The 13,829-nt window shown below is 63.8% G+C and carries 14 protein-coding genes and 1 tRNA gene; 5 read left to right on the top strand and 10 right to left on the bottom strand.

The window, feature by feature from the left end; translation table 11 throughout:
- Positions 1-131: 131 nt before the first annotated feature.
- The 4 genes from Q4C89_RS10930 to Q4C89_RS10915 form a co-directional block, all read right to left on the bottom strand.
- Positions 132-2,441 carry a hypothetical protein gene (locus Q4C89_RS10930; protein WP_303102645.1) on the bottom strand — a complete coding sequence of 770 codons (2,310 nt, stop codon included), beginning with the start codon at positions 2,439-2,441 and terminating at the stop codon, positions 132-134.
- 25 nt (positions 2,442-2,466) lie between these two features.
- The gene (locus Q4C89_RS10925; RefSeq protein WP_303102644.1) at positions 2,467-2,880 is read right to left on the bottom strand and encodes a biopolymer transporter ExbD; all 414 of its coding nucleotides are present in this window, start codon (positions 2,878-2,880) and stop codon (positions 2,467-2,469) included.
- 2 nt (positions 2,881-2,882) lie between these two features.
- The gene (locus Q4C89_RS10920; protein ID WP_303102643.1) at positions 2,883-3,578 is read right to left on the bottom strand and encodes a MotA/TolQ/ExbB proton channel family protein; all 696 of its coding nucleotides are present in this window, start codon (positions 3,576-3,578) and stop codon (positions 2,883-2,885) included.
- Positions 3,579-3,696: 118 nt separating this feature from the next.
- A tRNA-Ala gene (locus Q4C89_RS10915) sits at positions 3,697-3,771 on the bottom strand.
- Between the two features lie 77 nt (positions 3,772-3,848).
- Here Q4C89_RS10915 and trpS point away from each other — a divergent pair.
- Together trpS and Q4C89_RS10905 are read left to right on the top strand one after the other, a co-directional pair.
- Positions 3,849-4,847, top strand: a complete 999-nt coding sequence (gene trpS, locus Q4C89_RS10910; RefSeq protein ID WP_303102642.1) for a tryptophan--tRNA ligase — start codon at positions 3,849-3,851, stop codon at positions 4,845-4,847.
- Positions 4,848-4,918: 71 nt separating this feature from the next.
- Positions 4,919-5,647 (top strand): ScpA family protein, encoded by a 729-nt coding sequence (locus Q4C89_RS10905; protein WP_303102641.1) that lies wholly within the window; start codon positions 4,919-4,921, stop codon positions 5,645-5,647.
- A 44-nt stretch (positions 5,648-5,691) separates the two neighbouring features.
- Here Q4C89_RS10905 and Q4C89_RS10900 read toward each other — a convergent pair whose 3' ends face one another.
- The 6 genes from Q4C89_RS10900 to dnaB form a co-directional block, all read right to left on the bottom strand.
- Positions 5,692-6,120: a CoA-binding protein gene (locus tag Q4C89_RS10900; RefSeq protein WP_303102640.1), complete on the bottom strand. Its 429-nt coding sequence runs from the start codon at positions 6,118-6,120 to the stop codon at positions 5,692-5,694.
- Positions 6,117-7,451, bottom strand: a complete 1,335-nt coding sequence (gene hemL, locus Q4C89_RS10895) for a glutamate-1-semialdehyde 2,1-aminomutase (protein ID WP_303102639.1) — start codon at positions 7,449-7,451, stop codon at positions 6,117-6,119. The genes Q4C89_RS10900 and hemL overlap by 4 nt, the downstream gene beginning before the upstream one ends.
- Before the next feature lie 208 nt (positions 7,452-7,659).
- Positions 7,660-8,328, bottom strand: coding sequence for a hypothetical protein (locus Q4C89_RS10890; protein ID WP_303102638.1), 669 nt, complete (start codon positions 8,326-8,328; stop codon positions 7,660-7,662).
- Positions 8,325-8,987, bottom strand: coding sequence for a thiamine diphosphokinase (locus tag Q4C89_RS10885; protein ID WP_303102637.1), 663 nt, complete (start codon positions 8,985-8,987; stop codon positions 8,325-8,327). Before Q4C89_RS10885 ends, Q4C89_RS10890 begins: the two co-directional genes overlap by 4 nt.
- Before the next feature lie 82 nt (positions 8,988-9,069).
- Positions 9,070-9,759: an NUDIX hydrolase gene (locus tag Q4C89_RS10880; RefSeq protein ID WP_303102636.1), complete on the bottom strand. Its 690-nt coding sequence runs from the start codon at positions 9,757-9,759 to the stop codon at positions 9,070-9,072.
- Positions 9,759-11,105: a replicative DNA helicase gene (gene dnaB / locus Q4C89_RS10875; RefSeq protein ID WP_303102635.1), complete on the bottom strand. Its 1,347-nt coding sequence runs from the start codon at positions 11,103-11,105 to the stop codon at positions 9,759-9,761. The genes Q4C89_RS10880 and dnaB overlap by 1 nt, the downstream gene beginning before the upstream one ends.
- Before the next feature lie 455 nt (positions 11,106-11,560).
- Between dnaB and Q4C89_RS10870 the strand changes: the two genes are divergently transcribed.
- The 3 genes from Q4C89_RS10870 to Q4C89_RS10860 all read left to right on the top strand — a co-directional run bounded on the left by Q4C89_RS10870 (position 11,561) and on the right by Q4C89_RS10860 (position 13,763).
- Positions 11,561-11,947: a prepilin-type N-terminal cleavage/methylation domain-containing protein gene (locus Q4C89_RS10870; protein WP_303102634.1), complete on the top strand. Its 387-nt coding sequence runs from the start codon at positions 11,561-11,563 to the stop codon at positions 11,945-11,947.
- 69 nt (positions 11,948-12,016) lie between these two features.
- The gene (locus Q4C89_RS10865; protein ID WP_303102633.1) at positions 12,017-13,393 is read left to right on the top strand and encodes an O-antigen ligase; all 1,377 of its coding nucleotides are present in this window, start codon (positions 12,017-12,019) and stop codon (positions 13,391-13,393) included.
- On the top strand, positions 13,380-13,763 hold the full coding sequence (locus Q4C89_RS10860) for a prepilin-type N-terminal cleavage/methylation domain-containing protein (protein WP_303102632.1): 384 nt from the start codon (positions 13,380-13,382) through the stop codon (positions 13,761-13,763). Before Q4C89_RS10865 ends, Q4C89_RS10860 begins: the two co-directional genes overlap by 14 nt.
- Positions 13,764-13,829 lie beyond the last annotated feature (66 nt).

Genomic DNA, 13,829 nt, shown 5'->3' with positions numbered 1-13,829 from the left:
AGTAAGAATGCCTCACGGTGGAGGCATTCTCATCTCTTTTATCAGGCCGTAAGGAATCTACGCATAATTAAGTACCATTGAGCGGGGCCAAGATGACGGGGAACTGATGCCCGCATGAGAAGCGGGGGCGGTCAGTCGCGCAGGTAGACCACGCGGCAGGCTTTCCCCGCCGAGCGGAAGGTCTGGGCGGCCTCGGCAGAAAGCTGCACGTCGGACAGGTAGTTGGCGAGGGGCGACCCCTTGGGTTTGAGCAAGCCACTCGCCTTGACGCGGGTCACGTTCTTGTAGTTGGCGAGGTCGGCCTCGGAACGGGTGTAGACGTGCAGGTTGCCTTCCTGCACCAGTTGCGTGGACACGCCCTTGACCAGTTCGGCGTCGGGCCAGAGCTGGTTGCCTGCCGCGTCCAGGACATAGCTGGTCATGGCGCTTTCCAGCTTGCCCAGGCCGCGCACGTCCACGACCACCGTGCAGGCGAGCAGGCGGGTTTCGGTGCCTGCGCCCGCCACGGCGCTGCCACCACCACGGGCCGCTGTCCCCGTGCCGCCTGTGCCGCCGCCGTTCGCTGGGCCAGTGCCGGGCGCGCCAGCGGCTGGGCGCCCAGTCGCCGGGGCAGTGCCGCTGCCTTCGCCCGTGCCGCTACCTGTGCCAGGCCGGGCCGGAGCCGCGCTGCCCGTGCTTCCGGCAGGGGCCGTGCCGGGTGTGCGTGTGGGACTCAAACCCAGCGAGGGTGTGGCGCTTCCCCCGTTGCCTCCGCCCGTTGCAGGCCGCGCCGCGCTGGTGCCGCTGCTGCCTTCTCCCGTCGCCGGGGTGGTGGGCCGCGCTCCTGCCGGGGCTGAACCCGTGCCCGTGCTACTCGGGGCGGTGGCTGCGGGATTGGGGCGTCCGGTTGCCGGGGCCACCGGGTCGCCCTGCCCGGTCGCCGCGCCACTGCCGGGACGGGCCGCCGCTACAGGCGCCGCAGACGGGGTGCCCGTCGCCGGAGTATTCGGGCGCGACTGGGTCGCTGCGGGAGCCGCTGCCGGAGCAGAAGAGGTAGAAGAGGTCGAGGGCCGCGCCGTGTCGGGTGTGGCCGAGGGCTGTCCGCCTGACCCTCCCGACACGCCACCCTGGGGACGGGCCGCCGCAGGTGCAGATGCGGCGGAGGAGTTGCCGGTCCCCCCGCGAGGCGCTGCGGGCACAGTCGCCGCTCCGCTGGTCGTGGGCAGGGTGCCCGCCTGCGAGCGCGAAGGCACAGGCGCGCTCGCCGCCGGACTGCTGGCAGCAGAGCCTCCGCCACGGGCGGCCACGGGCGCACTGCTGGCCTCGCCCTGGGGCAAGTCTTCGCGGCGGGGCAGGCCCGTCACTTCGGGCCGGCTGGTTGGCAAAGGCGTGGCCGGGATGGAGTTGGGCCGCGCCGCCGTTTCGGTCGAAGCCTGCGGCACGGTGCCCGCCGCACGGGACGGAGCCTCGACCGGGGAAGCGCTGGAGGGAGCCGGTGAGGGAGTGACCCCGCCTCCACTGGCCTGCACAGGCTGGGCCACTTCTGGCTGGGACTGGGCCGGGACGATCCCACCGCGTGCCTCGGTCGGTTGCTGAGCGGCGGCAGACTGCTGCGCCTCGCGGGCAGGCGCGGGACTCGCTACCCCCTCAGTGGGAGTCGTGGTCGCCTGGGGCACCACTCCGCCCGGTTGTGCCACTGGGGACGGCGCAGTCAAGTCGTTGGTCTGCGGCACGCTGGGGGCCGGAACGACGCGGCCTGCCGGGGGAGTGGCGGCAGCTGGGGACTGGGAGGCTGGGGATTGGGCTGACGGCTGCTGTGTTGGCGGAGTTTGGGCCGCCTGATTCTGGACGGCTGGCGCCGGCGCTCGGGTTGCTGGCGTCTGCGGTGCCTGGGCCTGTGGCGTTGGAGCCGGAGCCACAGGCTGCGTTGGTGCAGGCTGCGGGGTGGGGGGCGTCACCTTCACGGGGGGAGTGGGCACCGTAGGCGTGGGCTGGGGGGCCGGGGGCGTCTGCATCGCCAACGTCGGCGGTGGGGTCGCTGGGGTGGGGGTCGCCGGGGTCGGTGCTGCCGGAGTGGGAACAGGCGGAGTCGGCGGCGGCGTTTGGGGTTCGGGCTCAGGCGTTTCCGGTTCGGGGGTGGGCTGGGGAGGTTCGGGCTCGGGTTCAGCCGTCGGCGTGGGCGCGGAGGTGGCGGGGTTGGCCGGACGGGTCTGGGGTGGTGTGGCCTGCGCCGGGGCAGACGAAGCCACTTGCGGGGTCGCTGGCGGCGCTTCGGGGGCCAGCGCCACGACTTCCAGGGGGGCCTGCGCCACGTCGGGGGTCGCGCCCAGGGCCGGGGGCTGGGGCCGCATCAGGCTCAGCCCGGCAATCAGGGCGGCGTGCAGGGCCAGGGTCGCCGCCGCCGACCAGAGGCGGTCACGCGCCACCGGGTCTTCCATCATTTCCTCGTAGAAACGGGTCATATCAGGGGTGCCTCCGGGGACATGGTCACGGCGCGGCCCGTGTGCCGAGGGCCAGACGTTCGCCGCCTGCCTGCTTGATGACGTCCATCACGCGCACCACCGTGCCGTAGTTGCCGCGCTCGTCGGCGCGGACGCCCACCAGACCGCCAGACGACTTGACCATGGTCGTCAGCTTGGTCTTCAACTGTTCCAGATTCGTTTCGTAGCCGTTGAGAAACAGCTTGCCCTTCTGGTCCACGGTCACGATGGGAATGTCGGGGGTGGCCTGCACGGTGGAACTGGCGCGGGGCAGGTCGAGCGGCATGACGTTTTGCCGCGCTCCCAGGTTGCTGGTCAGGAAAAAGAAAATCAGCAGCAGCAAGACGATGTCCACCATCGGCGCGAAGTCGAAGGTGACTTCCTGCTCGCTGTCACGCAGGCGGCGGCGGGGCTGGCTCACGTTCACAACCTCGGGGCCGTCAGCGTGGCCGGGCGGGGCGCTTCGGTAACAGGGCGGGAAAAGGGAGCCTGCGCGGTGACACGCGGCTGCCCCAGCCAACCGGGAAGTTCCTCGCGCACGCGGTCGGCCTGCGCCGCCACCGCATTGGCTTTGTTGCGCAGGGCGTTACGGGCCACATACGCCACGATGGCGACGATCAGGCCCGCCGCCGTGTTGATGAGTGCCTCGCTGATACCCGTCGCCAGTTGGGTCGGGGTGGGGTTGGTGGTCTGGCTGAACACCAGGAACGAGCGCACCATGCCGATCACCGTGCCGAGCAGCCCCAGCAGCGGGGCAATCTGGGCCGCCGTTCCCAGACCGCTCAGCCCGGCGTAGATTTTTTCGTCCTCACGAATCATGACCGCATTCATGGCTGCCGGGGCCGCCTCGGGGGTGCCGCGTTCTGCCTGAACCAGTCCGGCCCGCAGCACCTGGGCCACCGGGGTATCGAGGCCCGAAAGGTCCACCTCGCGCAGCGCGGCGGTGGGGCCGCTCTCCGCCGTCAGGGCACGGGCACGCTCGACGAGTATGGTGGCGTCCTGACCCATACGCAGCAGGGCCAGCAGACGCACGACGGCCAAATAAACGACGTAAAGGGAAAGTGCCAGAATCACCCAAAGAAGGGGACCAGCAGAGCGGGCCAGGTCGAGGACGTTCACACCTAACCTTTAGCATGGCCCGAGGTGGTATGGGTGAAGATGCCTGCCAGCAGATGAGAAGCCGGGACGTGAGCGGACGAAGCCATAAAAAAAGACACCGCCTAAACGGTGCCTTCTCTGGTGGAGGCTTAGGGATTCGAACCCTAGACCCTCCGCTTGCAAAGCGGATGCTCTCCCGCTGAGCTAAGCCCCCTCAGCGAGTTGCGAGACTAGCAGAGTGACCCGCCCGCTGACAAGTCCCCCTGACGTGACCCGCTACAATCTGCCGATATGTCACGCGTCTTTTCAGGAATTCAGCCGACGGGCGACCCCCATATCGGCAACTACTTCGGGGCCATGCAGAACTATGTGCGCCTGGGCGAGCAGTTCGGCAAAAACAGCCTGTTCTGTGTGGTCGACCTGCACGCCATCACCAACCCCGGCGCCTTCGACCCGCAAACCCTGGCCCAGAAGACTTTCGACATGGCGGTGGCGAATTTTGCCATCGGCCTCGACCCCAGCAAGGTCATTTTCTTCGTGCAGTCGCAGGTGCCCGAGCATCAGGAACTCGGCTGGATTTTTACCTGCGTGACCCCGGTGGGCGAACTCGAACGCATGACGCAGTACAAGGACAAGTCGTCACAGTTCGAGAGTGTGCCCAGTGGCCTGCTGATGTACCCGGCGCTGATGGCCGCCGACATTCTGCTCTACAAGGCCGAAACCGTGCCTGTGGGCGACGACCAGACCCAGCACATCGAACTGACCCGCGAGATTGCCCGCAAGTTCAACCATAATTTTGGTGACACCTTTACCGAACCCAAGGCCGTCTACAACAAGGACGCCCTGCGAATTCCCGGCGTGGACGGCAACGGCAAGATGGGCAAGAGCAAGGGGCCGAGCAGCACCATCGGCATTCTGGAGCCGCTCGACAGCATCTGGCAGAAGCTCCGCGCCGCGCCCACCGACCCCGCCCGCGTGCGCCGCACCGACCCCGGCAACCCCGATGTCTGTCTGATTTTCGACTACCACAAGCTCTTTTCCGACCTAGACACCATTCAGATGGTGGACCGCGAGTGCCGCACCGCCGGAATAGGCTGCGTGGACTGCAAAAAGAAACTGATGGAAGGCATGACGGCCCACCTCACTCCCATTCAGGAGCGGGCCGAGGCGCTGCGCGGTGACGCCGACTACGTGCGCGATGCGCTGCGCCAGGGGGCCAAAGAAGCCCGCGCCATCGCCGCGCCCGTCATGGAAGAAGTGCGGGAGAAGGTCGGCTTCCTCAAGCTGTGACCAAAGTGGGGGGCAGAGAGCAGAGGGGAGCGGGGAAAAACGCTCTTCACCCTCCGCTCTCTCCTTTCTGCGTGAGTTTGCCTGTGTTCGAGGGCAGCCTGGGCGAACTCGCTGCCGCGCTGCGCTCCGGGCAGGTGTTGCCGGGCGAAGTGCCGCTGCTGCGCCTGACCCGCGAGGTGCTGGCCTGGGTGCAGCAGACCACCGGGCAGACGGCGGCGGCCTTTGCCGATGCCCACCCCGACCTGCTGCCCACCCTGGCGGCGGTGATTGCGCTCAAGGCGCGGCTGCTGCTGCCCCGGCCCGAACCTGTGCCCGACTCGGATGCCGACTGGGACATGTCCGGCGACGGCGGCCTGGACGACCTGCTGGAGGGCGTGGAGGCGCTGGCCGAACTGGACACGCTGGTGGCCTTCCTGTCGGCCCGCAGGCGCGAACGCGAGGGCGTGCTGCCGGGGCGACCCTCGCCCGTCACTTTGCCCCGGCGCGAGCGGCCCCGTTCGGCGGGCAGTCTGGCGCGGCTGGTCAAGGCGGCCCAGAATGCCGTGCGGCAGGTGGATGTGCCGCTGTTGGCCCGCGAACGTCTGACCCTGGCCGACGCGCTGGCGGCGCTGCTGGCCTATGCTTCGCGCCTGCGCCAGTTCCGCTTCTGGTCGGTTCACGCCGAGGACTGGGGCGAGCGCACCACCTACTTCGCCGCGCTGCTCGAAGGCGTCAAGGAAGGCCGCCTCAGCGCCGAGCAGCCGGAGATGTACGGGGAAATCGAAGTGAAGGATTTGCGGAGGGGGGAGGGGGAAGGGTAAAGGGCTTTCTCCCTACCCCCTCTGCCCTCCCCCCTTTACTCCCTTCAAATCAGGTTGCGGTGGTCGGTCAGCATGCAGCGGTCTTGCACCACGTCTATGCCGTGCTGACCGAGTTCGCGGGCCACGTCCGCATTGCGGATGCCCTGCTGCATCCACACCACTTTGGGCAGCGGCTGCATGTTCAGGATGTCGCGCAGGTGGTCATGCACTTTGTCGCTGCGGCGAAAGACTTCGACGATGTCCACAGGCGTGGGGATTTCTGCCAGGGTGGACACGGCCTTTTGTCCGAAAAAGCTCTGCCCACGGGCGGCGAGCGCCGGGTTGACGGGAATGATGGTGTAGCCCTGACGACTGAGGTACTCCGGGACATAGTGCGCGGGGCGCATGGCGTCGGGGTGAAAGCCGACCACCGCCACCACCTTGCTGTCTTTGAGAACTCGGGTCAGTTGGGCAGGCTGATGCAGTTCGCTCACGATTGGACTCCTTGAAAGGCTTGGGCAGCGGCTTGCAGTGTGGCATTCAGTTCGGCGTCGCCGTGTGCGGCACTGGTAAAGATGCTTTCAAACTGCGAGGGAGCCCAGTACACGCCCCGCGCCAGCATTCCCTGGAACCACGCCGCGAACGCCGCCGTGTCGCTGCGGGCCGCGTCAGCGTAGCGGGCGACAGAGCCGTCGGGTGCATCCTGGAAAAACACCGTCAGCATGGAGCCGAGGCGGTTGATGCTGACCGGCACACCCGCCGCCTCTGCCGCTTCCCGCAGGCCCGCCGCCAGCCGCCCCGTGTAGTCCCCGAGTCGCCCGTAAAGGTCGGGCCGCGCTTCCAGTTCGCGCAGGGTCGCCAGTCCTGCCGCCATCGCCAGCGGGTTGCCGCTCAGGGTTCCGGCCTGGTACACCGGGCCTTGCGGCGACACGAATTCCATGACCTCGGCGCGGCCCCCGTAGGCCCCCACGGGCAACCCCCCGCCGATGATTTTGCCCCAGCAGCGCAGGTCGGGGCGCAGGCCCAGCAGACCCGTCGCCCCGTTCAGGGAGAGGCGGAACCCGGTCATGACTTCGTCGGCAATCAGCAGCGTGCCGTGGTCGCGCACGCGGTGCAGCGCCGCCAGAAACTCGGGCGTGGGAATCAGTACCCCGGCGTTGCCCACCACCGGCTCGAAGATGACGGCGGCGATGTCTTGCCCCCGCGCCCCCATCAGGGCGTCCAGCGCCGCCGGGTCGTTGTAGTCCAGCACCAGCGTCAGGGCCGCGTATTCCTCGGGCACGCCCGCACTGCTGGGGGCCGCCGCGCCCAAAGCGCCCTCGGCATTGGTCATCAGGCCGCTGCCCGCTTCGACCAGCAGCCCGTCGGCGTGCCCGTGGTAGTTGCCCCGGAATTTGACGATGTACTTGCGCCCCGTAAAGCCACGCGCCAGCCGCAGGGCGCTCATGGTGGCCTCGGTGCCGCTGCTGACAAAGCGCACCCGCTCGGCCCCCGTCAGGCGAGTGACCAGTTCGGCCAGTTCCACTTCACGCTCGTTGGGTGCACCGAAGGACGTGCCGCTGCTCAGCGCCCCGGCCACCGCTTCCCGCACCGCCGGATGGTCGTGGCCCAGAATCATAGGCCCCCACGAGCCGATGTAGTCGATATAGCGCTGCCCGTCGGCATCGGTCAGGTATGCGCCCTGTGCCGAGGCGATAAAGCGCGGCACGCCCCCCACACTGCGAAAGGCGCGCACCGGACTGTTGACCCCACCGGGCGTGACCGCTTTGGCCCGCTCGAACAGGGCTGCAGAGCGGGAAGTCGAGAAAGAAGGTGTCGAGGACATGCCCCCAGGCTAGCCGAGAACCGTGAGGGCGGATGTTCCGCTCTTCACCCTTGCCCGGATTTGATGTGCCTCATACGGCTTTGAAAAATAGTTTGGGTATCCAAGCTATTTTTCCGAACGGAGTGAGGAGAAGAAAATACGGGACTGAACGGCGCGAAGGAGATGGCGGCGCTTTTCCGACATCTCCGAAGAATAGTTCAGTCCCGTATCACAGTCCCAGCAGCCCCGCCGCTGCCGACGCCCGCAACTCGGTGGCGAAGGGAGCGACCAGCGCCTTTTCCTGTGCGCTGGCGGGCTTGATGGTGGTGTTGAGGTCGGGCAACTGGCCCTTTTGCAGTGACTGCGCTGCGCCGACCAAATCTACGGAAGGCACGCCCAGAGCGCGGTTGACCGCAGCCCGCACGACGGCGTACCGCTCGGCGCTCATGCTTTCTGCCGCCAGCAGCCCCCGCTGCTGCTTTCGCGCCGCGTCCATCTGTCCGGCGGTCTGCCGCAGCACGTTGGCGATGTCGAGCACCGTCGGCGTCTGACCGTTCAGCACGCCCGTCCAGACCCGTTGCAGGTCGCTGAAGCTGGTGCCGAGGGCCACCCGCACCCCACGCCGGATTCGCACGAATTTCTGCACGTCGGTTTTGGTCAGCGGCGCATTGACTTGCGCGGACGTCGGCTTCTGGGCTGCTCTGGCCTGCGTGGCCCCAGGCTGCGCGGTTCCGGTCTGGGTCACTTCCGTCTGAGCGGGCGGCACCTGCAAGCCGCTCATAAAATCCTGGGCGGGCTTGACCACGAAGCTCCATGCCCCGAACGCCAGAGCACCCAGCACCACCAGCGAGGTTCCACCACATCCCAGACAGCCGCAGCCCGGCCCACGTCGCATCATGCTTCAGGATACGCAGCCGCCGCGTGAGGAGTTCCCGCCCCCCCCGTCCAGAGGGCCGTGACCAGCCCGTAGCCCGCCTGCACTTCGGCGCGAACCTCGCCCCCTGCGGTTTCGTTGCTCAGCGTCCAACCGCTGCCCAACGGCACATTTGCCTCACTCAGCGCCCAGCGCACCCCGCTCAGGCTCAGGCCGCCGAGGTCGGCACAGGCCACCACGCTCAGGGTCACGCCCGGTGGAAAGTCGTGGCGAAACGGCACGCCTGGCCGCAGGGGCCAGGCCCATTCGTCGCCACTGGTCAGGGTGACGTGGACGCCCTCCCCCGCCAGTCGCACGCCGCCGAGCAGCAGCGCTGCCGTATGGTCAAAGCGTCCACCAAACGCCCCCACGAACACCAACTGGGTGGCACCGCGCTCCAGGGCCAGCCGGGTCGCCAGTTCGCCGTCGGTCTGGTCTTTGGCGGCGGGATGTACCTCGCGGGGCGCATCCAGTGAGAGGCCCGCCGAAGAGTCGAAGTCGCCCACCCACACGTCCAGCCCGACCCCCAGCGCTGCCGCATGCCTCGCGCCTCCGTCAGCCGCCACCACCAGCGCGGGCCGGGGCAGCGCGGCGAGGGCAGGTGTGAGGGTCAGGCGTCCACCGACCAGAATCCAGGCGAGCATGGGGGGAGTGTAGAGGGTGCAGAGGAGAGGGCGGAGGGAACAGGGGGTTTTCCCTGCCCTCTCCGCCCTCTGCTCTCCGCTTTTACAAATCCGGTTCGCCGTCTGCCTCGTCCAGCCCCGGCAGCGGCACCACCACGCCACCTTCGCCCACCCGCCGACGCTTGCGGAGCATGGCAGGTTCCTTGTCCAGATTGAAGACGAAGTGCCGGGGCCGCCGCTCGCGCAGCCAGGTTTCCAGCGCCACCAGACGCGGGCGGAAGCGGATGAATTCGCGCAGTTGCCGGATGGGGATGAAGCGGGCTTCCTGCACGTCACGGTCAGGGTCGCGGGGTTGCAGTGTGCCGCCCACCTCGCGCCCAGTGTAGAAGAACTGAAGGTGATGCCCCCAGGTCTGCGCCTGAAACTCGACGATGAAGGCGAGGTCGCGCAGTTCGACCACCAGCCCGGTTTCCTCGAAGGTTTCGCGCCGCGCCCCGTCCTGAATGAGTTCGCCCGCTTCCAGGCCGCCCTTGGGCAGTGACCAGCGCCCACGCTCGCGCACCAGCAAGATTTCCTCGCCGCGCAGCACGATGCAGCCCACGCCGATGCGGGGTTCGCCCGGCGTCTTCTTCTGCCCGCGTTTCTTGGGCGCGGCGGGCACAGGCACAGCGGTCGAGTTGGTGACCTGTCCGGGGCGGGGCGTCTGGTTTTGCGAAGGCGGCGGGCCACGGCGACGGCGGCGGCGGCGCTGTCCACTGTTCTGAGCTTGCGTCTTGACCGGGTCTCCCGCCATTACATCCCCTCCGGCGCCAGGTCGTTGAAACGGACGTGTGCGCTGTGAAATTGAAGTTTGACTGTCCCGACCGGGCCGTTTCTCTGCTTGCCGATGATGATTTCGGCGATGCCCTGCTGGTCGGTTTCCTTGTTGTAGTACTCGTCGCGGTAAATGAACATCACGATGTCGGCGTCCTGCTCGATGGCGCCCGACTCGCGTAGGTCCGACAACATCGGCCTATGGTTGGGCCGCTGCTCCACCGCACGCGAAAGCTGCGACAGCACCACGATCGGCACTTCCAGCTCACGCGCCAGCCCCTTGAGGCCACGCGAGATGGTGCTGATTTCCTGCTGGCGGTTGTCCGAGCCGCCCGACGACTTGCCGCCCGACATGAGTTGCAGGTAGTCGATGACGACCAGTCCCAGTTGCCCGTGCTGCGCGGCGATGCGGCGGAGCTTGGACCGCAGGGCGTTGAGGGTAAGGTCCGGCTCGTCGTCGATGACCATCGGCGCTTCGGCCAGACGTCCGGCGGCGTGGGCCAGCCGCTCGAAATCGCGCTCGTTCAGGTGCCCGGAGCGGATGCGGTTCATGTCCACCCGCGCCTCGCTGCACAGCATGCGCAGGGCGAGCTGTACGGCGGGCATTTCCAGACTGAAGACCGCCACCGTCTTTTCGCCGCGCAAGGCGACGTTCTGGGCGATAGACAGGGCGAAGGCCGTCTTTCCCATACTCGGGCGAGCCGCCAGCACGTTCAAGCTGCCCTTTTGCAAGCCCGAAATCTGTTCGTCGAGGTCACGAAAGCCGCTGCTGACCCCATCGGGAATGCCCTTGTTGGTGTGCAGCAGGGTGATGTACTCGAAGGTGTCCGAGACGACCTCGTTCATGGCCTGGAACGCCTCGCCCTTTTTCTTCTGCTCGGCGACCTCGAAGATCATCTTTTCGGCCTTGTCCAGCAGGTCTTCCAGGGGCAATTGCTGCTCGTAGGCAAGTTGCATGGCTTTGCCCGACGCCTGGATGAGCTGCCGGAGAGTGTGCTTTTCCTGCACGATGCGGGCGTAATGCTCGGCGTAGGCGGCGGTGGGCACCTGCTCGGACAGGCCGATGAGGTACGGAATACCGCCCACGTTGTCGAGGTCGCCCGACACGCGCAGATGCTCGGTCAGGGTCACCAGGTCAACCGGTTCGCGCTGCTCCTGCATCCGGCGCATGGCGGTAAAAATTTTGCGGTGGCCCTCACGGTAGAACATCTCGGGCGTCACCGTGTCGCCCAGGGCCGCGAGGGTGTCGTTGTCCAGCAGGATGCTGCCCAGCACGCTGATTTCGGCGTCGTTGCTGTGCGGCGGCACACGCGGGGTAGTTTCCAAGAGGTGTCCCCTTTCCCGGCTGCGGCGCAGGCTGCGCTCACCAAACCAGCGAGCGGCCCGCGACAGGCAGCAGATGAAGTGAAATGAAAAAGCCCGCTGTAAGGAGCCTTATCCGCCCATTTCCGCCACAAGGGGCAGAGTGGGGCGAACTGGTTGGCAGCATATCACTCCGTCTCTCTGGAGGTCGCTCTCCCCACCTCAACATCGACTGGCAACCGAATTTTTCCGCATTGCGGAAGCCCCTTGCGGAACTCACTTGAGCTAAAGAAACGGTGACCGCGCGTAAGAGAATTGTTAGAAAATCGACCGTAAGCTACAGGCAAGCAGGACAGGGAAATACCCCGACCTGCCCACCGCCGAAGCGGGAGACACCCGAAGAGGCAACTGCCATAAGTAGGCAACGCGGGCAACCATACATAACTTTATCCGCCGCGCCGAACCACAGGAGATTCACCATGAAGAACGGAACCCAAGGCTTTACCCTGATTGAGCTGCTCATCGTCATCGCCATCATCGGCATCCTGGCCGCTGTGCTGATCCCCAACCTGCTGAACGCCCGTAACGCTGCCAACAACAGTGCTGCCCAGAGCATGCTGCGTAATGCCGTGACCGCTGCGGAATCGGCTCGCGCCAATGGACAAGCCGTCGCTTCAAACGGCGTCTCTTGCACCGCTTCGCCAATCAGCTTGGCGGCCAACCCCTCAGTGACGGCCTGCCAGGTCGCGCAGGGCCCCAACTCTACCGTGGGATATGCGACAAGCAGCACGGGCAAATGGTACAAGTTTGATGGTCAAACTGTCACTGAGGGTAGTGGTACCGCCGCCCTGCCTTCCCTCCCTTAATTCCATTTATAACTTTCAGAAGGTGCCTGAGTTTATCAGGCACCTTTTATTTCAGTATGGAGCAAGTGAATGGTATATCTTCGTTTGGCTTTATTGAGTTTCATCCCGCTGATTTCTTTCTTTATACTTCCGGTTTCCGGATATGTGAAAGATACAATTTACACTCCCAGAATTATTCTTATTGTGGGCATGGCCATTATAGGCAATCTTATACTTTTCCATCTATATAGTGGTAAAAAGAGCTTGCTGGGAGCAATGAGAGAGGTGCTACGTCCAAGGCCGCTTAAACTCGCAATTGTCAGTTATGCAATCTGGCTATGTGTGTCCTCATCATTCTCAGTTATGCCTGGGTACTCCTGGCTAGGACACCCTTATACACAATTTGGGACTATAGCCCTTTTGGGGTGCTTGTCGCTTGCCTATTTATATTACAAAGTCATGAGAGCTGAACTTATTATGCGTATAATGAGTTTTTGCGTCCTTGTGATGGCTGCTCTTACATTTCTTGAATCACTTGGGTATAGGCCTCTAAGTCAAGTAGTGCAGAGCCCGAATATGCTTTATCCAGCAGCCTTGGTTGGGCATCGTCCACATTTGGGCGGCTGGTTTAGCATAGTGGTACTCATGCCCGCATACTTTTATAGAGATAGAAAACTTGATGGCTGGTTCTGGGCATGGACTCTCTCGGGAATCATTGGATTGGGGCTTTGTACTACAACCTCAGCAACCCTGGGAGTTGGGTTTGCACTATCATTATGGTTACTCTATTCTTGGCTAAAGCGTAGAGAAAGATTCAAAAGTGTTCTTTTGTTGGTAGCTGCCTTCGCTATATCCGTGGCAACTTTACCGAGCATCGTTCAATCTGTCGGCGCTAAGCTTAAACTGAATCCACCTCAACTCAAAGACTATGGTTCAACAGGGAGTATGGAGCCAAGACTTTACATGTGGAAATCGGCTTGGCATGCTGCAACAGATAGACCGTGGACAGGCTGGGGAACAGACACCTTTGGATATCAAGTGTTTGAACATCTAGAGAACAACGATGCAGAAGCGCTATTCAGAGCGGAACTCGGTTTTAAAAAAGATTATGTAGTTGAGCACAAGGGAATGACCTATTATGCATATAAAAGAGAGGGAGCAGACAAAGACGAGCAAACTGGAAGCCTCCTCTACGTTAGGCCCCATAATTTAATTGTTGACGAGCTCTACTCCAATGGTTTCATCGGCTTGATCCTATTCTTTCTGGCTGCAACCTTTTTTATAAAACGCATAGGGAAAGCAAAAATCCCTTCAAGCCTTCCTTACTTCGCAATATCTTGTCTGCCTTATTTCATCTATCTTCAGGCATGGTTTTACATTGTCTCCGTAACGCCAATTTTCTTTATACTTCTGGGAATAATGTTAAAAGACAGTGAACAAGGAGGAAGCAAATATGTTCAGCGATGAATCAGCCTTTACCCTTCTAGAAATTCTTATTGTCATCGCTATTATAGCTGTACTAGTAGCAGCCTTGCTGCCTAGCTTGGTGTCCGCTAGGCGTGCCGCTTCAGATACGAACGCCAGACAGTTGGCCCGAAACGTGGCTACGCTGGCAGAGCTAAAGCGTGCGGAAAACGGCTATAGACCTCTTTTTACAAATAAATCTAACTGTGCCCCTAGTTTGATTAGCGAGTTGCATAGTACGGTCACTAGCTGCGAACTGAAGCAAGATGCCAATGGCACATATGTTTTAACTACTTCGTCTGATGGTAAAATGTTTTATTTTGATGGAGCTAAGCTTGATGGCCCCTTGACATTGCTTCCGCAAAACTGGTAGGTCTTATATACAACGGCGATTAGGGGTTGACAAATCGGGGTGGGGTGTGGAAAGGGGATGAGGTGT

It is taken from the genome of Deinococcus sp. (assembly GCF_030523985.1).
Lineage (GTDB): Bacteria > Deinococcota > Deinococci > Deinococcales > Deinococcaceae > Deinococcus.
This window is presented reverse-complemented; position numbering and strand designations above follow the sequence as displayed.